Source organism: Actinomadura litoris, from assembly GCF_009733595.1.
In the GTDB taxonomy this organism is placed as follows: domain Bacteria; phylum Actinomycetota; class Actinomycetes; order Streptosporangiales; family Streptosporangiaceae; genus Spirillospora; species Spirillospora litoris.
The window spans coordinates 1-21750 of sequence record NZ_WOFH01000019.1 but is presented as its reverse complement, the minus strand read 5'-3'; the positions used below and the strand labels follow the sequence as shown (position 1 = coordinate 21750).

General features: G+C 75.1%; 19 protein-coding genes and 1 rRNA gene. 8 read left to right on the top strand and 12 right to left on the bottom strand.

Features of this window, described 5'->3' with window-relative positions; translation table 11 throughout:
* Positions 1–73 precede the first annotated feature (73 nt).
* A complete protein-coding gene (locus GNZ18_RS37140; protein ID WP_156221661.1) occupies positions 74–715 on the bottom strand; it encodes a PadR family transcriptional regulator in 642 nt (213 codons plus the stop codon).
* A gap of 90 nt (positions 716–805) precedes the next feature.
* Between GNZ18_RS37140 and GNZ18_RS37135 the strand changes: the two genes are divergently transcribed.
* Entirely contained in the window at positions 806–1744 is a 939-nt protein-coding gene (locus tag GNZ18_RS37135) for a hypothetical protein (protein ID WP_156221659.1), read from the top strand.
* Here the strand turns inward: GNZ18_RS37135 and GNZ18_RS37130 are convergent.
* Complete coding sequence (locus GNZ18_RS37130) at positions 1708–2319, bottom strand: TIGR03086 family metal-binding protein (RefSeq protein ID WP_156221657.1); 612 nt, start codon at positions 2317–2319, stop codon at positions 1708–1710. The two genes, GNZ18_RS37135 and GNZ18_RS37130, sit on opposite strands and share 37 nt — an antisense overlap.
* 153 nt (positions 2320–2472) lie before the next feature.
* Between GNZ18_RS37130 and GNZ18_RS37125 the strand changes: the two genes are divergently transcribed.
* On the top strand, positions 2473–3240 hold the full coding sequence (locus GNZ18_RS37125) for a DUF899 domain-containing protein (RefSeq protein ID WP_156221655.1): 768 nt from the start codon (positions 2473–2475) through the stop codon (positions 3238–3240).
* 163 nt (positions 3241–3403) lie between these two features.
* On the opposite strand, the gene GNZ18_RS37120 is transcribed toward GNZ18_RS37125, so the two are convergent.
* Entirely contained in the window at positions 3404–4579 is a 1176-nt protein-coding gene (locus GNZ18_RS37120; protein WP_156221653.1) for a serine hydrolase domain-containing protein, read from the bottom strand.
* Between the two features lie 178 nt (positions 4580–4757).
* Between GNZ18_RS37120 and GNZ18_RS37115 the strand changes: the two genes are divergently transcribed.
* Positions 4758–5474 carry a pyridoxamine 5'-phosphate oxidase family protein gene (locus GNZ18_RS37115; RefSeq protein ID WP_156221651.1) on the top strand — a complete coding sequence of 239 codons (717 nt, stop codon included), beginning with the start codon at positions 4758–4760 and terminating at the stop codon, positions 5472–5474.
* Positions 5475–5609: 135 nt separating this feature from the next.
* Here the strand turns inward: GNZ18_RS37115 and GNZ18_RS37110 are convergent, their stop codons facing one another.
* Positions 5610–5798 (bottom strand): DUF5302 domain-containing protein, encoded by a 189-nt coding sequence (locus tag GNZ18_RS37110; RefSeq protein ID WP_156221649.1) that lies wholly within the window; start codon positions 5796–5798, stop codon positions 5610–5612.
* A 144-nt stretch (positions 5799–5942) separates the two neighbouring features.
* On the opposite strand from GNZ18_RS37110, the gene GNZ18_RS37105 reads away from it, so the two are divergent.
* Entirely contained in the window at positions 5943–7334 is a 1392-nt protein-coding gene (locus GNZ18_RS37105; protein ID WP_156221647.1) for a cytochrome P450 family protein, read from the top strand.
* Between the two features lie 15 nt (positions 7335–7349).
* Here the strand turns inward: GNZ18_RS37105 and GNZ18_RS37100 are convergent, their stop codons facing one another.
* The gene (locus GNZ18_RS37100) at positions 7350–8798 is read right to left on the bottom strand and encodes an aminotransferase class I/II-fold pyridoxal phosphate-dependent enzyme (RefSeq protein WP_308166557.1); all 1449 of its coding nucleotides are present in this window, start codon (positions 8796–8798) and stop codon (positions 7350–7352) included.
* Between the two features lie 162 nt (positions 8799–8960).
* Here GNZ18_RS37100 and GNZ18_RS37095 point away from each other — a divergent pair, with 162 nt between their 5' ends.
* Entirely contained in the window at positions 8961–9368 is a 408-nt protein-coding gene (locus GNZ18_RS37095; RefSeq protein ID WP_156221645.1) for a DUF2795 domain-containing protein, read from the top strand.
* On the opposite strand, the gene GNZ18_RS37090 is transcribed toward GNZ18_RS37095, so the two are convergent.
* The 4 genes from GNZ18_RS37090 to GNZ18_RS37075 all read right to left on the bottom strand — a co-directional run bounded on the left by GNZ18_RS37090 (position 9365) and on the right by GNZ18_RS37075 (position 15509).
* Entirely contained in the window at positions 9365–11383 is a 2019-nt protein-coding gene (locus GNZ18_RS37090; protein WP_156221643.1) for an aconitate hydratase, read from the bottom strand. The two genes, GNZ18_RS37095 and GNZ18_RS37090, sit on opposite strands and share 4 nt — an antisense overlap.
* A gap of 1 nt (position 11384) precedes the next feature.
* Positions 11385–12932, bottom strand: a complete 1548-nt coding sequence (locus tag GNZ18_RS37085) for an FAD-dependent monooxygenase (protein WP_156221641.1) — start codon at positions 12930–12932, stop codon at positions 11385–11387.
* Between the two features lie 125 nt (positions 12933–13057).
* Positions 13058–14659, bottom strand: a complete 1602-nt coding sequence (locus GNZ18_RS37080) for a long-chain-fatty-acid--CoA ligase (RefSeq protein WP_156221639.1) — start codon at positions 14657–14659, stop codon at positions 13058–13060.
* Between the two features lie 103 nt (positions 14660–14762).
* On the bottom strand, positions 14763–15509 hold the full coding sequence (locus GNZ18_RS37075; RefSeq protein WP_214620993.1) for a GntR family transcriptional regulator: 747 nt from the start codon (positions 15507–15509) through the stop codon (positions 14763–14765).
* A gap of 146 nt (positions 15510–15655) precedes the next feature.
* Between GNZ18_RS37075 and GNZ18_RS37070 the strand changes: the two genes are divergently transcribed.
* Positions 15656–17161, top strand: a complete 1506-nt coding sequence (locus GNZ18_RS37070; protein WP_156221637.1) for an alpha/beta hydrolase — start codon at positions 15656–15658, stop codon at positions 17159–17161.
* A gap of 58 nt (positions 17162–17219) precedes the next feature.
* Positions 17220–17753 (top strand): hypothetical protein, encoded by a 534-nt coding sequence (locus tag GNZ18_RS37065; RefSeq protein ID WP_156221635.1) that lies wholly within the window; start codon positions 17220–17222, stop codon positions 17751–17753.
* Positions 17754–17771: 18 nt separating this feature from the next.
* Here GNZ18_RS37065 and murA read toward each other — a convergent pair whose 3' ends face one another.
* Both murA and GNZ18_RS37055 read right to left on the bottom strand, forming a co-directional pair.
* Positions 17772–19073 (bottom strand): UDP-N-acetylglucosamine 1-carboxyvinyltransferase, encoded by a 1302-nt coding sequence (murA, locus tag GNZ18_RS37060; RefSeq protein ID WP_156221633.1) that lies wholly within the window; start codon positions 19071–19073, stop codon positions 17772–17774.
* 98 nt (positions 19074–19171) lie between these two features.
* The gene (locus tag GNZ18_RS37055; protein WP_173391003.1) at positions 19172–20452 is read right to left on the bottom strand and encodes a protein kinase domain-containing protein; all 1281 of its coding nucleotides are present in this window, start codon (positions 20450–20452) and stop codon (positions 19172–19174) included.
* 243 nt (positions 20453–20695) lie between these two features.
* Between GNZ18_RS37055 and GNZ18_RS37050 the strand changes: the two genes are divergently transcribed.
* Positions 20696–21448 carry a PIG-L deacetylase family protein gene (locus GNZ18_RS37050; protein ID WP_156221629.1) on the top strand — a complete coding sequence of 251 codons (753 nt, stop codon included), beginning with the start codon at positions 20696–20698 and terminating at the stop codon, positions 21446–21448.
* Between the two features lie 199 nt (positions 21449–21647).
* Here the strand turns inward: GNZ18_RS37050 and rrf are convergent.
* Positions 21648–21750: ribosomal RNA gene (gene rrf / locus GNZ18_RS37045) — 5S ribosomal RNA — on the bottom strand; the annotation flags it as partial.

Here is a 21750-nt window from a genome sequence, read left to right as displayed (position 1 = left end):
GCGAGCGGGTCGGGTGGTGGGTTCCCGGCCCCGGCGGAGGTGTTGCCGCACCTCCGCCGGGGCCCTTCTTCGGCTACTCCTCGGCGCCCCTCTCCGCCAGCTCCGCCATCTCGGGCGGTATCTCGCCGGTCTCGTGGAAGGCGCGCCACAGGTCCAGGCCCTGCAACGTGCCCGCGGCGATGTCGGCCAGCAGGGCGCGCACCCAGGCGGCCTCCGCCCTGCGCATGGCCAGCTCGTACTCGGACTCGATGAGGAAGACGCGGGGGACGTCCGCCGCGTCCGCGAGCGCCGCGTCCTGCTCGGCGATCTCCCGCTCCAGCGTGCCCAGCCGGCGCCGCATCAGCTCCGACGCCTCGTCCGGGCCGAGCGCGCCGAGCACCGAGAGCGCGGCGACGAAGCGCGGGGACTCGCGCTCGGGGACCGCGACCAGCTCGCGGACCCAGTCGGCGAGCTCCTCGCGCCCGGCGTCGGTGATGCGGTAGACGGTCCGCTCCGGCCGCGCCCCCTCGCGCACGCTCCCCTCGACGGCGAGGAAGCCGTGCTTCTCCAGGTTGCGGACGACGGTGTAGAGCGTCCCCCACTTGATGTCGATGTCGCGGTCCTTGCCCCGGGCGCGCATCAGCGAGGCCATCTCGTACGGGTGCATCGGCCTGGCGGTGACCGTCGAGAGCACGGCGAGGGCGAGGAGGTTGCCCACCTTGCGCCGCTTGGCCATCTCAGCTCCTCGGATACGAATACTCGTTGGCGAGTATAGGCACGGCGCCCGGTCCTCGTCCAGCGGGCGCGGAGCGGGTAGAGACCGGTCGTGGACTTCTCCAGCGCCGCCGGGGAGCTGTACGGCGTCACCCCGGACGAGTTCGTGGCGGTCAGGACCCGGCTGTCGCGGCGGGCCAGGGACGAGGGCGACGCCGCGCTCGCCAAGCGCCTCGGCGCGCTGCGCCGCCCGACGCTCCCGGCGTGGGCGGTCAACCAGCTCGCCCGCTCCGCCGCGGACGACCTCGGCCGCCTGCTGGACGTCGGCGGGGAGATCCGGGCGGCGTGGGGGTCGGGCGGCCTCGGCGACCTGGAGCGGCGCCGGGCGGGGCTCGTCCGCGACCTGGTGCGGACGGCGGGCGAGCTGGCCTCGGCGGCGGGCCGTCCGCTGCGCGACCAGGCCGTCCGGGAGGTCGAGGACACGCTCCAGGCCGCGACCGTCGACCCGGACGTCGCGGACGAGGTCCGCGAGGGCCGCCTCGCGCAGCCGCGCAGCCACAGCGGCTTCGGCCCGGTGGGCTTCCCCACGCCCGCCGAGAGGGCGGCGCGGCCCCGGAAGGCGCCCGCGAAGGACGAGCGCGCCGGGACGCGGCGGAAGCGGGCCGAGGCCGAGAAGCCCAAGCCGAGGCCCGAACCGAAACCCGAGCCCAAGCCGGAGCCCAAACCGAGTGCGGCGCGGGTGCGGCGGGCGGAGACGCTGCGCAGGCGCGCCGACGAGGCGGAGGCCGCGCTCGCCGGGCACCGGGAGCGGGCCGCGGAGGCGAGGGCGGCGGCCGGGTCGGCGGCCGGCGAGGTGGGGCGGCTGCGGCACGAGCTGGAGCGGGCCGTCGCCGACCGCGACGCGGCGGAGCACCGGGCCGAGCGGGCCGAGCGGGCCCTCTCCCGCGCCGAGGACGCGGCGCGGGAGGCGCGCGCGGCGGCCGACGCGGCCGGCGCCGCCGCCGGGGGCCGAGGTCAGCCGGGGCGGCCCGCCGGGTCGCGCCCGAGGTAGGCGAGCAGCCGCTCGCCCGCCCCGGCCGTGCCGGGCACCGGGACGGGCGGGGCGAACAGCCCGTGCCGGGTGGCGCCGGAGACCAGCGTCGGCGCGAGTTCCAGCAGGGCCCCGGCGAGCGCGGGCGGGACGGGGCGGGGCCGGCCGGCGGCCTGCGCGACGTCCCAGCCGTGCACGGCGATCTCGATGGCGCCCGTCCCGGCGACGAGGTCCGCGCAGAGGGCGGATCCGCCGACGGTGACCGGGCCGGGGGCCTCCGTCCAGGCGCCGAGGAGCCGCTCCGCGCCCTCGCGGAACACCGCGATCGGCTCCTTCCCCTCCTCCGGCCCCGCCTCCGGGCGCGGGACGAGGCGGACGCGGCCGGTGTCGACGGCCTCCAGCAGCGCCGCCAGCGACTCGCCGGTGTGCCGCAGCAGCGTTTCGAGGTCCCAGCCCCGGCAGGGCGTCGGACGGCCCAGGGCCGCGGGCGTCACGTCCTCCAGCGCGCGCAGCGCGTACCCGATCGCCTCCTCCAGGAGTGCGGGTCCCCGCCCCTCCGGCGGCCTCGTCGACGCCGCCGTGTCCACCGAGCCCATGCGCCCTCATCTCCTCGGGGTTTCCGTCCCTCACAGGAACCGACCGTCCGGAGGCCCGGAAGTCACCGCCGCCGGACCGATGAGTTCGCGAGCGCCCCCGAGTCTGTATCGGATGACGGCGCAAGGAACCCGATTCCGGACGGAGGACCAGGCATGACTCTCCCCGATGTGGTGTCCCGCGAGGAGTGGACCGCCGCGCGCAAGGCGCTGCTCGCGAAGGAGAAGGAGCTCACCCGGGCCCGCGACGCGCTCAACACCGAGCGCCGCCGCATGCCGATGGTCCGGGTCGAGGAGGACTACGCCTTCGAGGGGCCGGACGGCCGGGCGAGCCTGCTCGACCTCTTCGAGGGGCGGTCCCAGCTCATCGTGGGCCACGTCATGTGGGACCCGTCGTGGGAGCGCGCCTGCCGGAGCTGCTCGTCGGGGCTGGCGGAGATCTCCGTCGGGCACCTGCGCCACCTGCACGACCGCGACACCACCTACGCCGCGGTGTCGCGCGCCCCGCAGGCGAAGATCGGGCCGTTCCGGGCCGGGATGGGCTGGGTGTTCCCCTGGTACTCCTCGTTCGGAAGCCGGTTCAACCACGACTTCCACGTGACGATCGACGGGTCGGTCGCGCCGGAGGAGTACAACTACCGCCCGATCGGGGAGTTCGAGCGGGCGGGGACGTCCTTCGGGGACGAGCGGCCGCTGGAGATGCCCGGCACGAGCTGCTTCCTGCGCGACGGCGACACCGTCTACCACACGTATTCCATGTACGCGCGCGGCGCCGAGCAGGTCGGCGGCTCCTACTACTTCCTCGATCTGACGGCCCTCGGCCGCCAGGAGCCGTGGGAGAGGCCCGAGGGACGCGGCTCGGGCGGCGTCGCGGCGGGCGGCAGGCTCCCCTACCCCGACGAGTACGACGACGAGTACTCCTGACGCCTCGTCGGGCACCGACCTGACCCGGGCACCGCCGCGCCTTCCCACCGGCGCCCGCCCCCGGCGGGGCGCCGAACGCGGCGGCCGGGGGGGGGGGGGGGGGGGGGGGCCCGGGGGGGGGCCCCCCCCCCCGCCCGCCGATCACCTCAGGCGGAGCCGCCGGTCACCGCGCGCAGAGCGCGTCGCGGACGACCACCCCGGCCGCCAGGTCCTCGCGGTCCCCGGCGTCGCCGTCGAGCTGCGTCGAGACGTTGACCGTGACGGCGCGGCGCCCGTCCGGGGTGACGCCGCCGCGGGTCATGTAGCCGGGCGTGTCGCCGCCGTGCCCCCAGTACCCGGCCTTGGAGCAGCCCAGCGGGAACCACATCAGACCGAGGCCGTACCGGCTGCCGGCGAGGGACCCGTCCAGGTCGTCCGGGACGGTCCGGCGCATCTCGGCGAACTCGGCGGGCCGCAGCAGCCGCCCGCCGAACAGCGCCCGGAGGAACCGGTTGTGGTCGGCGGCGGTCGTGACCAGGTTGCCCGCCGAGGACGCCCAGCTGTAGTCCATCGCGGTGGCGTCCAGCAGCGGGCCGCCGTCCTCGAACTGCTGGTAGCCGCGCGGGTGCCGACCGGGGAACTCCACGCCGTGCGCGAACGCGGTGTGCGTGAGGCCGAGCGGCCGGACGATCCGCCGCATGACCTCCTCGTCCCACCGGTGCCCGGTGACCCGCTCCACGATCATCCCGGCGAGGACGTAGCCGGTGTTGCAGTACGACCACCTGGGGTTCCCGTCCGGCCCGGTCTCGCCCGGCTCGAACTCCGGGCGGTGCCGCAGCGCCAGCCCCACCAGCCGCTCGGAGGTGTAGTGGTCGAACCGGTGGGCGTCGAGGTCCTCCCGCGTCTCGAACGGGAGGTCGTGGGTGTAGTTGTAGAGCCCGCTCGTGTGCTGGAGCAGGTTCCGGACCGTGATCTTCCGCCCGTCGTTGCCGTTGCCCCGGACGAGGCCGGGCAGCCACCGGTCGACGGTGTCCTCCAGGCTCATCCGCCCCTCCCCGACGAGCTGGAGGACGACGGTGGCCACGTACGTCTTGGTGTTGCTGCCGCCCCGGAACGACGCGCCCCGGGGGATCGGGCGCCCGGTGCGGACGTCCATGACGCCGGCGCGGGCCTCCTCCGTCCCGCCCGGCGCGCTCGTCTCCGCCAGGACGCCGGTCACCCCGGCGGCCCTGACCGCGTCCACGTCCCGCTGGAGCGTCGTCCCACCGGGCGACGCGGCGGCCACTCCCGTTCCCGCGAGGAGCGCCACGGCCCCGACTCCCGCGGCGACGCCCCGGCGGGCCCTGCTGAGCGTGCTCAATGTCTTCTCCCTCTGGTGCTCCACGCCGCCCGGAGATCACGCTAGGCAGGCGCCCGTGCCCGCACGACGGGGCCAGCCGGTGTCCGCAAGGTGGGGTGTGCACCCTGGACCCCGCCCCCCGGATCCCGGACCGCGCGAAGTTACGCTGAACCTCCGGCCCCCGGCGGAAGGATCGGCCATGACGCTCGCCACGGAGTCAACCGAGCCCACCAAGCCCACCGAGCCCATCAAGCCCACCGAGCCCGCGAGGTTCACGGAGATCACCTCGGCGGAGGAGCTGCGCGCCCTGCTCGGCACCCCGCTCCGGCGCGCGCTCGACAAGGAGCGCGCCACCCTGCACGCGTGGGACCGGGAGTGGCTGCGCCTGTCGCCGTTCTGCCTCATCTCGACCAGCGACGCCGACGGCAACTGCGACGTCTCCCCCAAGGGCGACCCGCCCGGGTTCACGCTCGTCCTGGACGACACGACGATCGTGATCCCCGAGCGTCCGGGCAACCGCCGCGCCGACGGCTACATGAACGTCCTCGGCAACCCGCACGTCGGGCTCGTCTACCTGATCCCCGGCCGCCGCGAGACGCTGCGGATCAACGGCCGCGCCCGGATCCTGCGCGACGCGCCGTTCTTCGACGAGATGGTCGTCAAGGGGCACCGGCCGGAGCTGGCCCTGCTCGTGGAGATCGAGCAGATCTTCTTCCACTGCGCGAAGGCGCTGATGCGCTCCAAACTGTGGATGCCGGAGTCATGGGAGCCGGACGCGCTGCCCTCGCAGGCCCGGATCGTCAAGGACGTCCAGTACACCGAGGAGACCCTGGAGCAGATGGAGCAGCGCTACGGCCCCGCCTACGCCGACGCGCTCTACAAGGGCCGCTACGAAGGCGGCCGGCCCTCCAGCTGAGCACGGCGCGGCGGGCATGGCGGGCATGGCGGAACAGGCCGACGGGCCCCGCGCCTGGCGTGCGCGGGGCCCGTCGGCCTGGCGGCCTGTCCCGGCCGCTCCCTCGTGTCCGCGGGCGGGTGGCCCCGGGCGCGCTCAGCCGCTCTTGCGGCGGAACTGGCGCTGGTGGTCGGCGCGGTCGTGGGTGCCACGCACCTTCGACCCGTTCCGGCCGTCCCCGCCCGCGTTCTTCTCGGCCGCCGCTCCGCGCTTGCGCTCCAGGGCCTCCCGGAACCTGCGCTTCACGTCGTCCTCGTTGCCGTCCTTCTCTCCTGAGTCGGCCATGCGGACCTCCAGCCGTTCGTAGGGGCACCCCCTAGCCTCACATACCCGGACGGGAAGCGCGCGACGGACCCGCCCCGAAGATCATTCCGGTCTTTTCCCCGACGAACGCGAGCGAAAAGGACGAACTCCCCTAGGGTGTGGGGCGTGGAGCCCCAGACGCCGCAGGCCGAGCCCGCGCCCTCGCATCCGCCGCTGGAGTCGCTCGCCGTCCAGCCGCTGGTGAACCGGGACCACGAGTCCCGCCCCGCGCTCTTCTACGAGCGGCTCCGCGCCGAGTACGGCCCGGTCGCGCCGGTGGACGTCCTGGGCGTCCCGGCGTGGCTCGTGATCGGCTACCCGCAGACGCTCGACATCCTGCGCGACACGCGCGGCATCTGGAGCCGCCGCCTGGACTCCTGGCGGGCGCGCCGGGAGGGCCGCGTCCCGGCGGACTGGCCGCTGCTGCCCGCCTACGGGTTCGACATGTCGGTCTACTCCGACGGCGCGGACCTGTCCCGGCTGCGCGGCGCCTGGGCCGAGGGGCTGCGCCCGTTCCAGGACCGCACCCGCCCGCAGGCCAAGGAGCTGGAGCAGGCCATCCGGCGGTACGCCGACGAGCTGATCACCGTCCTGTCGGAGGGCGGCCGCACCGGCTGGGCCGACCTGTCGGCGCAGTACGCGCGGCCGCTGCCGATGATGGTGATGGGACGGCTGCTCGGCGCCGGCACCGGGTACGGCGACGAGGTCGTCATGGACGTCTGGCGGGTGCTGGACGGCGGCCCGGACGCCGCCGAGGCCGCGGGGCGGCTGCTGGCCGACCTCACCCGGGTCTGCGCCGACAAGAAGACCGCGCCGGGCGAGGACCTGCCGTCCTACATGCTCGCCGCCACGCCGGACCTGACGGTCGACGAGCTGGCCCGCGAGATGGTGCTGCTGGCGGGGCTGATCGGCGACTTCACCGGGACGCTGGTCTGCAACACGATCGCCGAGGTGATCATCGGGGAGACCGGCGCCCGCGACAGCCTGTCCGCCGGGATGATCCAGGAGGCGGTGAACCGGGCGGCGATCTCCAGCCCGCCGATGTCCAACCTGACGTTCCGCTGGCCGAAGGTCGACGTGCGGGTCGGCCGGTTCCAGATCGCGGCCGGCGACCCGGTGATGCTCTCGCCCGCCGCCGCGCACCTGGACCCGGCGTTCAGCGACGGCGCGGCGGCCGACTCGATCTACAGCTCCCGCGCGCACCTGACGTGGGGCGCGGGCCCGCACGCCTGCCTCGGCCGCGACCTCGCCACGACCATCACCACGATCGCGGTGGAGCGGCTGTTCGACCGGTTCAGCGGGGTGCGGCTCGCGCTGCCCGCCGACCAGCTGCCGTGGCGGTCGTCCCCGATGATGCGGGGGCTGCGCTCGTTGCCGGTGAACTACGAGCTGGCGGCGCCGCCGCCCGAGCCGCCCGCCGGCCCGTCCGACACCGGCGCGGCGGAGGACCCCGCCGAGCCGGAATCGGAGTCGCTGGTCAGGCGGCTGCTCCGGGCGATGCGCCTCGCCCAGGGCTGACCCCCGCCCCGGGCCTCAGCCCGCCAGGGCCTCCTCGCGGACGCGGCGCCAGGCCGCCTCGATGTGCTCGGGCCCGGTCGCGGGGGCGCCGACCGCCATGCGCAGCAGCACCCGCCCGCCGGCCCTGGTGTGGGTGAGGTAGAGGTCGCCGGAGGCGTTGAGCCGCTCCATCAGCCGCATCGTCGCGGCGTCGGCCTCGTCGGCGGGCAGGCCGTCCCAGCGCGGCCGGAAGCAGACGAGCCCGAACGGGTGGTGCTCCAGCAGCTCGAAGCCGGGGTCGGCGCCGATCCGGGCGGCGAGGTCGGCCGCGAGCCGGACGCCCGTCCGGACGTGCTCGCGCAGCCCCTCCGCGCCGTACCAGCGGATCACCGACCACAGCTTCAGCGCGCGGAACCGGCGGCCGAGCGGGATCTGCCAGTCCCGGTAGTCGATGACCTCCCCCGACGTCGTCGCCTGGTTGCGCAGGTACTCGGGCAGGATCGACAGCGCGCCGGTGAGCGGCGCCCGGTCGGCCACCCACATCGCGGTGCAGTCGAAGTTGGTGAGCAGCCACTTGTGCGGGTTCGTGGAGTAGGAGTCGGCGTACTCGGCGAGTCCGTCGTTGACCCAGCGCAGCTCCGGGCACACGGCGGCGACGCCCGCGTACGCGGCGTCCACGTGCAGCCAGACGCCGTGGCGGCGGCACACCGCGCCGATCGCGGGCACGGGGTCGACCGCCGTCGTGGACGTGGTGCCGACGGTCGCGCAGACCAGCACCGGCAGCGCGCCGGCGGCGGCGTCCTCGGTGAGCAGCGCGTCCAGGTGGGCGGGGTCCATGGCGAGCGTGGCGGGGTCGACGTCCACCACGCGGACGTTCGCGGCGCCGATCCCGGCGATCCGCGCGGCCTTCTCCAGCGACGAGTGCGTCTGCGAGCTGATGTAGAGGGTGTGGCGCCGGGTGATGCCGTCGCGTCCGGACGTCCCGCCGTCGGCGCGGTGCAGCGCGGCGAGGATCGCGACCAGCGCGGCGCTGGACGCCGAGTCCTGGATGACGCCGCCGCCGGTGCCCTCGCTGCGGAACCCGGCGGGCAGGCCGAGCAGCTCGGCGAGCCAGTCCAGCACCCGCGTCTCCAGCTCCGTGCAGGCGGGGCTGGTCGCCCACAGCATGCCCTGGACGCCGAGCCCCGCCGACAGCAGGTCGCCGAGGATCGCGGGCCCGCTCGTGTTGGAGGGGAAGTAGGCGAAGAAGGCGGGGTGCTGCCAGTGGGTGATGCCGGGCATCACGACGCGGTCGAGGTCGGCGAGGACGGCCTCGAAGCCCTCGCCCCGCTCCGGCGGGTGCGCGGGCAGGTCCGCGAGGACGTCGCCCGGCTCGGCCCGCGACAGCACGGGGTAGGACTCGACCTTCTCCTGGTAGTCGGCGATCCAGTCGACCACCTGCCTGCCGTACCGGCGGAACTCCTCCGGCGTCATGTGACCCGCCACCGCGTCCCTCCCTGCCGCGCCGCTCCCGGACCCTCGGATCCTACGGCGCCGGACGGCGCTCCCGCCCTCCCCCCAACGGCGTGCGGCGCACCGCAGGACGGTCGCGGCTGTTTAGGCGCGTCCGCCCGGGAACGTTCACCCCCGTTGAAGAAGGGACGGACGATGCCAGACAAGAGCGACAAGCACTCCCCCAGGGTCGACGACGAGATCGGCGCCGAGACGCAGGGCATGGTCAGCGGCGGCCATCCCACCCGCGCCGAGGAGTTCAAGGAGACCGAGCCGTTCTCCGATGAGGACCCGACGGACCCCGTCGTGGCGTCCGGGTTCGCGGCCGAGGGGACGCCGCCGGGGATGAGCGCGCGGGACGTGGAGAGCCGCAGCGCCCTCGCCCGGCTGCTCACCGGCGTCCGGTACCCGGCGCGGCCGAACGAGCTCGTGCGGCACGCCGCCGACGGCGGCGCGCCCGACGAGACGGTCGAGGCGCTGCGGGCCCTGCCGAAGCGCGAGTACGAGAACGTCGCCGACATCGCGGAGGAACTCGGCTACGGACGGGAGGAGCGCCGCTACTAGCCCCTCGCGCCGCTCGCGGGCGAGCCGGACCGCCGGTCGCCGCGCAGCAGGGGGATCTGCCCGCCCGCCGCGACGAGCTCGCGCTGGCGGGGGGACAGGCGGTGCCGCGTCCGGTACGTCTCGCCCTTGGTGGCGTTGCGGACCTCGACGTCGCCGCCGGACGCCAGCGCGCCGCGCACGTCCGGGATCTTGAGGGCGTCCCCCCGCTCGACGCGGTCGTAGTCGGCCTCGTCGGCGAACTCCAGCGGCAGGATCCCGAAGTTGACGAGGTTCTGCCGGTGGATGCGGGCGTAGCCGCACGCGAGGACGAGGCGCAGCCCGAGGTGCCGGGGCGCGATCGCGGCGTGCTCGCGGGAGGAGCCCTGCCCGTAGTTGCGCCCGCCCACGACGGCGTGCGGCCCGGCCGCGCGGGCCCGCTCCGGGTAGTCCTCGTCGATCCGGACGAACGCGAAGTCGGCGAGGCGCGCGATGTCGCTGCGGAACGGCAGCGCACGCGCGCCCGCCTGGAGGATCTCGTCGGTGGACACGTCGTCGCCCACCTTGATGGCGACGGGGACGTCCAGGTCGTCGGGCAGCGGGTCGAGCTCCGGGAGGGCGCCGATGCTCGGCGCCTTCTCAAGCTCCACGCGCCGCGCCTCGTCCGGGGGGAGCGGCGGTTCGAGCAGGTCGGCGGCGCTCGCGGCGGCCCCGGGGAGCCGGAGGGCGGGCGGGTCCACCGGCAGGTCGCGGGGGTCGGTGATCACACCGGTGAGGGCGGCCGCGGCGGCGGTCTCGGGCGAGCAGAGCCACACCCGGTCGTCCTCGGTGCCCGACCGCCCGCGGAAGTTGCGCGGGAACGTCCGCAGGCTGTTGCGGCCGATCGCGGGCGCCTGGCCCATCCCGATGCAGCCGAGGCACCCCGCCTGGTGGATGCGGGCGCCCGCCTGGAGGAGGTCGGTGGCGGCGCCCATCCGCGTCAGGTCGAGCAGGATCGACCGGGACGCCGGGTTGACGTCCAGCGAGACCCCCGGGTGCACCCGCCGGCCCCGCACGATCGCCGCGACGGACGCGAGGTCGCGCAGCCCCGGGTTCGCCGAGGACCCGATGACCACCTGGTGGACCTCCTCCCCCGCGACGTCCCGCACCGGCACCACGTCGCCGGGCGAGCCCGGACGCGCGATGAGCGGCTCCAGCGCGGACAGGTCGATCTCCTCCTCGACCTCGTAGGCGGCGCCGGGGTCGGCCAGTAGCTCGGCGAAGTCGTCCGCGCGCCCCTCGGCGCGCAGGAACTCCCGGACGCGCCCGTCGGCGGGGAACACCGTCGCCGTCGCGCCCAGCTCGGCGCCCATGTTGGCGATGACGTGCCGGTCCATCGCCGTCAGTGACGCGAGCCCGGGGCCGTGGTATTCGATGATCCGGTTCACGCCGCCGCGCACGCCGTGCCGGCGGAGCATCTCCAGGATCACGTCCTTCGCGCTCACCCAGGGCGGCGGCGCCCCGGTCAGCCGCACCCCCCACACGTCCGGCATCGTGAGGTGCAGCGGCTCCCCCGCCATCGCCATCGCGGTCTCCAGCCCGCCCGCGCCGATCGCGAGCATGCCGAGCGCCCCGGCCGCGCACGTGTGGGAGTCCGACCCGGCGAGCGTGGCGCCGGGCACGCCGAACCGCTGCATGTGGGTGGGGTGCGACACGCCGTTGCCCGGCCCGGAGTACCAGAGGCCGTAGCGGCGGCACGCCGACCGCAGGAAGAGATGGTCGGCCATGTTGCGCTCGTCGGCCTGGAGCAGGTTGTGGTCGACGTACTGGACGGAGACGTCGGTGCGGACGCGGTCCAGCCCGAGCGCCTCCAGCTCCAGCATGACCATCGTGCCCGTCGCGTCCTGGGTGAGGGTCTGGTCGACGCGCAGCGCGATCTCGCCGCCCGGCGCCATCTCCCCGTCCACCAGGTGCGAGGCGATCAGCTTCCGCGCCACGTTCAGCGCCCCCGTGCCGTTCCGCTCGCTCGTGCCGTTCCGCTCCCCCGTGGCGTGCGGCATGTCAGGCCCTCCCCTCCTCCCGGACGTCGCCGGGGACCCGCCAGCCCTGGCGCCGTTCGTGCGCGGGCGGCCCGCACCAGTGGGCGAGCGCGTCGCGGATCGCGGTGGCCCGGCGGTCGGGCGCGGTCTCGTCGGTCGCCCACGCCACGTACCCGTCCGGCCGGACGAGCGCGGTGGTGCGCGTCGCGCGGCCCGCGAGCGCGTAGTGGACGCGGTCGGCCCACATCTTCGCCGCCAGGTAGGTGACCGCCGGGTCGTTCGCGGCGACGACCAGCACGAAACGCCCGTCGCCGAGCAGCCCGTACAGGTGCCCGGGGGTCCCCGAGAGCGGGACGTCGGGCGCGCGCCTGCCGGTGAGCCGGTGCGCGCCGCGCGGCGCGGGATAGGCGATGGCGACGCCCGACACCGCGCCCGCCAGCCGCCGCGCGACCGGCGGGACGCGCGTGAGCGCCCACGCCGCCGCGTCGCGCGCCGCCCGCAGCGGCGCCCGCTCCACCAGCGCGAGCCGCAGCAGCGCCCCGCTGCCGCGCAGGACGAACCGCCCGACCGGGTAGCGCTCCGCGTGGTAGGAGTCGAGCAGCCAGGGCGGCGCCCACCCGCGGACCTGCGCCGCGAGCTTCCAGCCGAGGTTCGCCGCGTCCTGCAGCCCGGTGTTCATGCCCTGCCCGCCGAGCGGCGAGTGGACGTGCGCGGCGTCGCCCGCGAGGAACACCCTCCCGACGCGGTACGCCGGGACCTGCCGCTCGTCGCTGTGGAACCGCGACGTCCAGCGCGGGTCGCGCATGCCGTGGTCGCCGCCGAGGACCCGCCGCGTCACCTCCCGCAGCTCGTCCATGTCGACGGGCTCGGAGTCGGGGGCCCGGTGCCGCCGGTTCCAGGCGATCACCCGGTACCAGCCGTCGCCGAACGGGGCGAGGAAGGCGAACCCGGCGGCCCCGGCGCCGACGGTGAGGACCTCGCCCGGCGGGGCGTCCAGCCGGACGTCGGCCAGCATCACCGACCGGACGGCGGAGCGGCCGGGGAACGGCAGCCCGAGCGCCCGCCGGACGGCGCTGCCGACCCCGTCGGCGCCCACCAGGTAGGAGGCCCGATGCGTGAAGCTCTCGCCCGCGCGGGTGCGCACGTCGACCTCGACGCCCGCCGCGTCCTGCCGGAGGGCGGTCACCTCGGCGCCCCGCACGATCCGCGCGCCCGCCGCGAGGGCCCGCTCCCGCAGCAGCCGCTCGGTCTCGTACTGCGGCGTGACCAGCACGTACGGGAACCGGCCCGGCACGCGGAACAGCTCCAGGCGGGACCGGCCGACCAGCCGCAGCGCGCCCACCCGCTGACCGGTCAGGGCCAGCTCGGCGGCGACGCCGCGCGCGTCGAGCAGCTCCATCGTGCGCGCGTGCACGGCGAACGCGCGGGTCTCGCCGGTGGTCCGCGCCTCGCGGCGCTCGAACACGGTGCAGCCGATCCCGGCGGCGGCGAGGTCCCCGGCCAGCATGAGCCCGGTGGGGCCCGCGCCCACGACCGCCACGTCCCCGGTCGTCGTCCCGCTGGGCGCCATCGGTTCCCCCTCTCGCCGCTGCGGCCGGCTCGTCCCGTCGCCCCCGTCCCCTTCCCCCGCTGCGAACCCTCACGCGCCGTGACGCAGACCGGCCCCGGACAGCGGCGGCCCCGCTGATCCGGGGATCAGCCCTGGACGCGCCGGTCGTGCCCGGCCCACTCCTTCTCGCGGAGCTGGAACTTCTGGATCTTCCCGGTGGAGGTCTTCGGCAGCGCCGCGACGAACTCGACGCGGTCGGGCGCCTTGAACCGCGCGAGGGTCAACCGGACGTGGTCGGCCAGTTCCTCCCCGGTGGCCGCACACCCCTCGCGCAGCACGACGAACGCCTTCGGCCGCTCCCCCCACCGCTCGTCGGGGACGGCGACGACCGCGACCTCCAGCACCGCCGGATGCGAGTCGATCGCGCGCTCGACCTCCACGGTCGAGATGTTCTCGCCGCCGGAGATGATGATGTCCTTGGACCGGTCGCGCAGCTCGACGTAGCCGTCGGGGTGGCGGACGCCGAGGTCGCCAGAGTGGAACCAGCCGCCCCGGAACGCGGTCGCGGTCGCCTCCGCGTCGCGGTGGTAGCCCTTCATGACGTTGTTGCCGCGCATGACGATCTCGCCGAGGGTCTCCCCGTCGGCCGGGACGTCGTTCATGTCGTCGTCGACGACGCGCAGCCCGTCGGTCTGGATCATGCCGACGCCCTGCCGGGCCAGCAGCCGCGCCCGCTCGGGCGCCGCCAGCCCCGCCCAGCCGGGCTGCGGCTCGCACACCGAGTAGGGGCCGTAGGTCTCCGTCAGCCCGTACACGTGGACGATCCGCGCGCCGAGCGCCTCCATCTGCCCGATGATCGTGGGACTCGGCGGCGCGCCCGCCGTGGTGACGACGAGCGGGCGCTCCAGCGGATGCGCCTCGGGCGCGTTGGCGATGCCCACCAGGACGGTCGGGGCGCCGTTGAGGTGCGTGACGCCCTCGGCGTCGACGATCCGCCAGATCTCCGCCGGGACGACGGCGCGCAGGCACACCTGCGTCCCGCCGATCGCGACGAGGCCCCAGGGCGTGCACCAGCCGTTGCAGTGGAACATCGGCAGCGTCCACAGGTAGACGCTCTCGGGCGTGTGCCGCGAGTGCAGGACCTCGCCGAGCCCGTTCAGGTACGCGCCGCGATGGGTGTAGACGACGCCCTTCGGACGTCCCGTGGTGCCGGAGGTGTAGTTGATGGAGATGGCCGCGTTCTCGTCGTCCACCTCCCATGGCAGCGGGTCGTCGGAGCCGCCCGCGAGGAACTCCTCGTAGCCGAGCCCGCCGACGGACGGGTCGGGTTCCGCGCCGGCCGCGGGCACCGTGACCACCCGCGGCAGGCCGCCCGCCAGGGGAGCGACGACCGGGTGCAGCGCCGCGTCCACGACCAGCGCCTTCGCGCCCGAGTGGGCGAGGATGTGGCGGACCTCCTCCGCCGCCAGCCGCGTGTTGATCGCCACCAGCACGCCGCCCGCCAGCGGCACCGCGAAGTGCGCGACGAGCAGTTCCGGGATGTTCGGCGCGAGATAGGCGACCCGGTCGCCCGGCCCGACACCGAGGGCCCGCAGGGCGTGCGCGGCCCGCGTGACCTGCCGCGCGAACTCCGCGTAGCCGACGCGGAGGTCGCCGTGGATATAGGCGGTCTTGCCGGGGAACACCTCCGCCGACCTTCCGAGGAAGGCGAGCGGGGTGAGCGAGGTGTGACCCGGGCCGTTGTCCATGTGCGGTCCTCCGGTGCCGTCGGCCGGGGACGTCCGCCGCCCCGGCCCGAATGTGATCTACGTCTCCAGGCTCTCACGCGGGGCGGGGCGGCGTCCCGGGTCCTCAGCGGAGCCCGGAGGCGGGCCTGCGCGGCGGCTCCAGACCGAGATGGATGCGGTACCGGTCGGCCCGGTAGGTGGCCAGCGCGACCTCGACGCACAGGCCCCGGCTGAACGTCCGCTGCCGCAGGAGGAACACCGTCGCGCCCGGCGGGATCGCCAGCAGGCGCGCGTCGGCGGCGCCCGCCGGGCCCGCCTCGATGGTCTGCTCCCCCGCGTCCATCACGATGCCGTATCCGCGTTCCAGCGCGTCGAACAGGGACGTGTCGGGCGGGCGGCGCTCGAACAGGCCCGGCGCGACCGACGCCAGGATGTGGGAGCGCTCCACCGCCATCGGCTCGCCGTCGGCCAGCCGCAGCCGCTCCAGGACGTGCACGCTCACCCCCGGCGCGGCGCCGAAGAACCGCGCGAGCCGCGCGTCGGCCTCGACCGTGCGGGACGCGAGGTCCACCGACCCGGGCCGCATGCCGCGCGAGCGCATGTCCTCGGTGAAGGAGACCAGCTCCTTCGGCATCTGCACCTTGGGGCGCGCGACGAACGTGCCCTTGCCGGGGATGCGGCGGAGCCGGTCCTCGGCGACGAGCTGGTCGACCGCCTGCCGCACCGTCATCCGCGACACCCCGAACCGGCGGCACAGCTCCCGCTCGGACGGGACTGCGGCGTCGACCGGCAACCGGTTCTGCTCGATCAGGTCGACCAGGATGGCCCGAAGCTGGAGGTACTTCGGCAACGGCCCGGAGGGATCGATCACACTCCATACATACCGGATCCGCCCGCGCGCGTCCGCCGCTCACCGCCGAATCACCGGTGCCGGACGCGGCGTCATCCAATCGTATGACCGGCCATCGGACCGAAGGCTGACGATCGGCGGAGGCCCGCTGGATTAGCGTCGGCCGCATGATGAGATCACGGTGGATGGCGCGCGGGGTCGCGGGACTGGCGGCGGTGGCCGCGGGCGCGGGCGCGCTCGGGGGGAGCGTCGCGGCGGCGGCGCCGCCCGGCGGGGCTCCCTGGGCGGCGGCAGCGCCGCAGTGGGGCGAGTGCGCCTACGGGGAGCCGAGCCCGGCGGAGTGCGCGGACATCCAGGTGCCGCTGTCGTGGGCCGATCCGGACGGCCCGAAGATCTCCCTGCGCCTGTCGCGGCTGCCCGCGCAGGACCGCGAGCACCGGCTCGGGTCGATGCTGTTCAACCCCGGCGGCCCCGGCGGGCCGGGCGCCGCGGTGATCGCCCTCAGGGGGCGCCAGCAGATGCCCGCCGACCTCCAGCGGCGTTTCGACATCGTCGGCTTCGACCCGCGCGGCGTGGGCGACAGCACCCCGGTGACGTGCGCGGGCGCGGCCCTGTCCCCCGACGTCGCGGTGTTCCCCCGCTCCAAAGCGCAGTTCACCGCGATCAAGCGGCAGAGCGCCGCCTACGGCGCCTCGTGCGCCGCGGGGTCCCGGCCCGATCTGCTCGCGCACGTCGACACCGTGAGCGCGGCCCGCGACATGGACGCGATCCGCACCGCGCTCGGAGAACAGCGGATCAGCTTCCTCGGCCTGTCCTACGGGAGCTTCCTCGGCCAGACCTACGCCCGCCTGTACCCGCGCCGCGTCCGGACCATGGTGCTCGACGGCGCGGTGGACCACGCGGTCGGCCCGTATGCGTTCCTCGACCAGGAGTCCTCGGCGCTGTCGAAGGTGTTCGGCCAGTTCGCCCGCTGGTGCGGCACGACGGCGTCGTGCGCGCTGCACGGCCAGGACGTGACCGCCGTCTGGGACGGCCTGCTGGCCCGGGCCGCGCGCACGCCGATCCCGGCGCCGCACGCCGCCGGCGGCCCGACCACGGTGAACGCCGACGCGATCCGGATGGTCCTGCCCAACCTGCTGCTGCTCGGGCCGACCAGCTCCCTGCTGCCGTCGACCTGGCCGGAGCTGGGCAGAGCGCTCGCCGAGGCACGGGCGGGCGACGCGTCCCTGCTGGCCGACAACTCCTCCGTCGGCCAGCCCCAGGACGCCTACGCCGCGGTGGGCTGCCACGACTTCCCGCCGCGACTGCGCGGCTACGGCGACGCCGCCGCCCGGCTGAGGAAGGCGCGCGCCCTGGCCCCGCACACCGGCGGCGCCTCGGAGGCATGGCTGATGACGCTCCTGTGCGCGGACTGGCCGGTGCCCCCGGCCAACCCGTGGACCCGGGAGCGGGTCGTGGGCGCGCCGCCGATCCTGGTGGCCAGCACCCGGGACGACCCGTCCACGCCGCTGGTCTGGGCGCAGGGCATGCACCGCCAGATCGACGGCAGCGGACTGCTCGTCGCCGACCTCACCGGCCACACCGCGTACTTCAACTCCGCCTGCGCCCGCCGGGCGGAGACCGACTACCTCATCACCGGCAGGCTCCCCGCGTCCGGCCACTGCGGAGCCTGAGGCACCCGCCCCGGAAAACCGGGTGCGTCCGGCGGGGGCGCCCGCCTAGCCTGCCGCCATGGACGTGAGCTTCGAACGGACCGGGGAGCGCGGCTACGCGACCGTCGTCACCCTGCCCGGCCGGGCGCCACGCCGCATGGACCCGGCCCCCGGCTACGACGAGGACATCCCGCACGACCTCGTCCACTACATGGTCGAGGCGGAGCTGGGACTGGCGCACGCCGTGTACGGGCGGGCGCTGGCGGGCGGCGGGAGCTTCCGCGAGACGGTCGAGGCCCCCGGCGACCGGCGCCGCCGCGCCCGCGCGCAGCGCAGGCTGAACAGGCGCGAGGCGGCGCTGCGCCGGGGCCACCACGCCGACATGGCCACCTCCGAGCACTTCGCGAGCATCTGCGACATCGCCTGGAGGCGCCGCGCGGGCGCCCGTCCCCCCGAAGGGGCCGAGCGCAGGCACATCCCGGAGGAGGACATCGCCAAGATCGGCCGCGTCCTCGACCGCCTCGACGCGGCCGCCCCGCTCTGGCGCGCCGTCCCCGTCGGCGGCTCCCTCACCTTCACCTGGCCCCGGACGACCGCGAACCCGCCCCGCTGAGCCGCCGCCCGCGCGGCCCTATCCGGCGCGCAGGGCCAGGCCCAGGGCCTGGAACTGCTCCACCGGACGGTGGTAGCCGCGCTCGATGTGGTGCACGCCGCGCAGCGTGGACGGTCCTTCCGCCACCGCCGCCGCGAGCACCGCCGAGAACCCCGCCCGGATGTCGGGCATGGTCACATCGCCGCCGCGCAGCTTGCTCACGCCGCGCACCACGGCCGAGTGGACCGCCGCCGTGTCGTGGTAGCGGCACGCCGGGCCGCCGAGGCAGGTGTCGTACACCTCGATCTCCGCGCCCATGCTCTGCAGCGCCGGGACGTAGGCGAGCCGGTTCTCGTACACGGTCTCGTGCAGCACCGACATGCCGTCCGCCTGCGTGAACAGCACCATGAGCGGTGTCTGCCAGTCCGTCGCGAACCCGGGGTGGGTGTCGGTCTGGACGGCGGCGGGGCTCAGCCCGTCCGGCGCCGACGCCATGATCCAGTCGTCGGTGATCTCGAACCGGGCGCCCATCCCGGTCAGCGTGGTGATCGCGGTGACGAGCCGGTCCTGCGGGCAGCCGTGCACCCGCACCTCCCCGCCCGTGACCAGACCCGCGACCAGGTAGGAGAACGCCTCGATACGGTCGCCCGCCAGCCGCGTCTGCGCGCCGCCGAGCCGCTCGACGCCCTCGACCACGATCCGCCGGTCGGGCGCGAAGGAGATCCGCGCGCCCATCCGCTGGAGGAACAGCGCCAGCTCGATGATCTCCGGCTCGGTCGCGGCGTTGCGGATGACCGTCTTGCCCTCGGCGCGCACCGCCGCCAGCAGCACCGTCTCGGTGGCGCCGACGCTCGGGTAGGGCAGGTCGACGCGCGTCCCGACGAGCCGCGACGCCCGCGCGCGGATCCCGTCGCCGTCGATCGTCACCTCGGCGCCGAACGCCCGCAGCGCCTCCACGTGGAAGTCGACCGGGCGGCGGCCGATCGGGTCGCCGCCGACCAGCGGGACGAACGCCTCCCCCGACAGGTGCAGGAGCGGGCCGAGCATCAGGATCGGGATGCGGTTCAGACCGGTGAACGCCTTGCCGACGCTCGGGTCCGCCACGGGCCCCGGCACGATCACGACCTCGCCGCCGGAACGCTCCACGCCCATCCCGACGTGCTCCAGCATCCCCGCGGTGATGCCGACCTCGCCGACGTCCGGCGCGTTGCGGATCGTGCTCGGCTCCGCGCCCAGCATCGCCGCGACCATGTGCTTGCTGACCGCGTTCTTGGCCCCTCGCACGGTCACATCGCCGCGCAGCGGACCCGACGGCTCGATCTCCCACCACTTGTCGGTCATCCGGAAAGCCTACGGCCGGGCCGGGAGTGGACGAACCCGATCCACCGAAAGGACATCTCCGGGCGGCCCCGGCGTCGCCCTCCGGCCCCCCGCGCGTCCTACTTGACGGTCAGCACGGGGAGGCGGCCCCTGCTCACGGCCCGCGCCCCGACCGCTTTCGCCCTCGGCGGGCTCCAGGGCGACAGCAGGTAGGCGCCCGGCGCCAGCGAGACCGTGAACGTGTAGGTGCTGTGGACGATCGTCGTCCGCTCGCACCCCTTGGCCGACACCCGGGGCTGCGAGCGCCGCACGTCCGCCTTCACCGGCGTGCCGACCCGGGTCGCCGGAAGGAGCCCTGCGGAGCGCGGATAGGACCACAGCGCGCTCTGCCCGTCCCCGATCCGCCACTTCAGGACGGGCGGGCAGCCCGCGCGCCGCCGCTCCGCCATCTTCACGGTGACGGTGTTGCCCGCGTGAACGACGGCGGGCGTCACGGTCAGCGCCACGTCCAGCCTCTGCTTGCCGACCGCGTACGCGAGCCTGCCGCGCGCGAGCCCCGTCCCCTGCGGGACGGCCTTGTGCGTGGCCGGGGGCGCCGCGTGCTTCGGCTCGTCCTCGCCGACCGCCTTCCCGACACCGAACCCGCCGCCCGCGCAGACCACCCCGAGCGCCACGGCCAGGGCCATCGGACGCGCGAGCCCCGGCCTGCCCTCGGGCACCGGTGCCGAGGACACCGGCTGCGGGGGGCTCGGCCGCGACCACTGGTTCCGCGCGACGGCCTCCACCAGCGCCGCGTACGCCTGCGCGGAACCCGGCCGCGCCATCGGGTTCTGCGCCAGCCCCCGCGCGACGAGTCCGCGCGCCGGCTCCGGCACCAGATCGAGCTGGACGACACCGGGCGCCTGCCCGGTCAGGCACGCGTAGAAGATCGCTGCCGCCGAGTACAGGTCGCCGGCGGGCGTGAACTCCCCCGCCCTCCGCTCGGGCGCCGTGAAGGCGTCCGTCCCGGGAGCCTCGATCCCGAACCCGGTGAGCTTGCAGGTACCGCCCACCAGCAGGACGTTCGCCGGGGACAGGTCCCGGTGCACGAGGCCGGCGTCATGGGCGGCGGCGAGCCCGAGCAGGCACCCCCGCAGCACCCGGAACGCCGCGCCCGGCGCCATCGGCCCCCCGGCGAGCTGCCGAGCCAGCGATTCGCCCTCGACGAACTCCATGACCAGCGCCCGCCGGGCCTCGACGTACTCGTGGACGCGCACCACATGCGGGTCGCGCAGCCGCGTCAGGGCCCACGCCTCGTCCTGGACGACCGGGGCGCCGTCCAGGACCAGGACCCGCTCCCCGAACCCGTCCCGCACCGCCTCCGCGACACGTCCCGCCGGCCCCTCCCTCAGGACTCGCACCACGGAATAGCCCGGAACGTCCCAAGTCATGGCCTGTACCCTGCCGTTCACCCAGGTCCGGCCGCAACCACGCATAGGTCACAATGCCAGGACGACACGTCCGCCGAGGACATGCCGTCCCGGCGCGGAGCGGGAGCGCGGCCCGCGAACGTGCCCGACGCCGGATCCCCAGGGACTCTACGAGATCGAACCGCGTCGGGCGACTTAGACCGCGCAACGGACCAACGCCGCGATAATGCTCTGATGGCGACGCTCGTGGCATTTCACGCCCATCCCGACGATGAGGTACTGCTGACCGGCGGCACCCTCGCCCGCGCCGCGGCCGAGGGGCACCGGGTCGTGGTGGTCGTGGCGACCGACGGCATGATGGGGCCCGTCCCCGACAAGGGCGCGCCACGGCTGGACGAGTTGCGCGCCAGCGCTGCCATCCTGGGCGTCCACCGCGTGGAGCACCTCGGCTACGCGGACAGCGGGCACGGCCCGCTCCTCTACCCCGACCCTCCGGACCGGACGCGCTTCGCCCGCGCCGACCCCGAGGAGGCCGCCGCCCGCCTGGCCGCGCTGCTGCGCGAGGAGAAGGCCGACATGCTGCTCAGCTACGACCCCAACGGCGGGTACGGCCACCGCGACCATGTCAGGGTGCACGAGGTCGGAAAGCGCGCCGCCGAGATGGCCGACGTGAAACGCGTGCGGGAGGCGACGATGCCGCACGACAACGTCATGCGCCTGGTGCGGCTGATCCGCCTGCTGCGGATCCCTCTCCGCTTCGATGACGCCGCACTGCGCGCGGTCGGCAGCCCGTCGTCCGCCATCACCCACCGGGTGGACGTCCGGCGCTTCGCCGAGCAGAAGCAGGCGGCGCTGGCCGCGCACCGCAGCGAGGTGCGGGGGGACGGAAGGACCGCGGCCGTCATGCGGGTCCTGGTGCGGCTCCCGACCCCGCTGTTCGGGCTGCTCCTGGGCCGCGAGTGGTACATCGAGGGCCCCCGCGAATAGCGGCGGTCCGGACGGTGGGGACCGGGTGGCCGCGCCGGTACATGTTTCGTGTGGGTGGCACCGGCGCGACCATGGTTACCAGCCCTATCTCTAGGACCAATTCTTGCACATGGAACGTTGCATCAAGGTTGCTTCGGAGACACGAGTCGCAGAAATGAGAAAGGGCCCCGCCACAAGGCGGGGCCCTTCCCTACAAAGAGTCCGGCGGCGTCCTACTCTCCCACACAGTCCCCCATGCAGTACCATCGGCGCTGAGAGGCTTAACTTCCGGGTTCGGGATGGGACCGGGTGTTTCCCTCTCG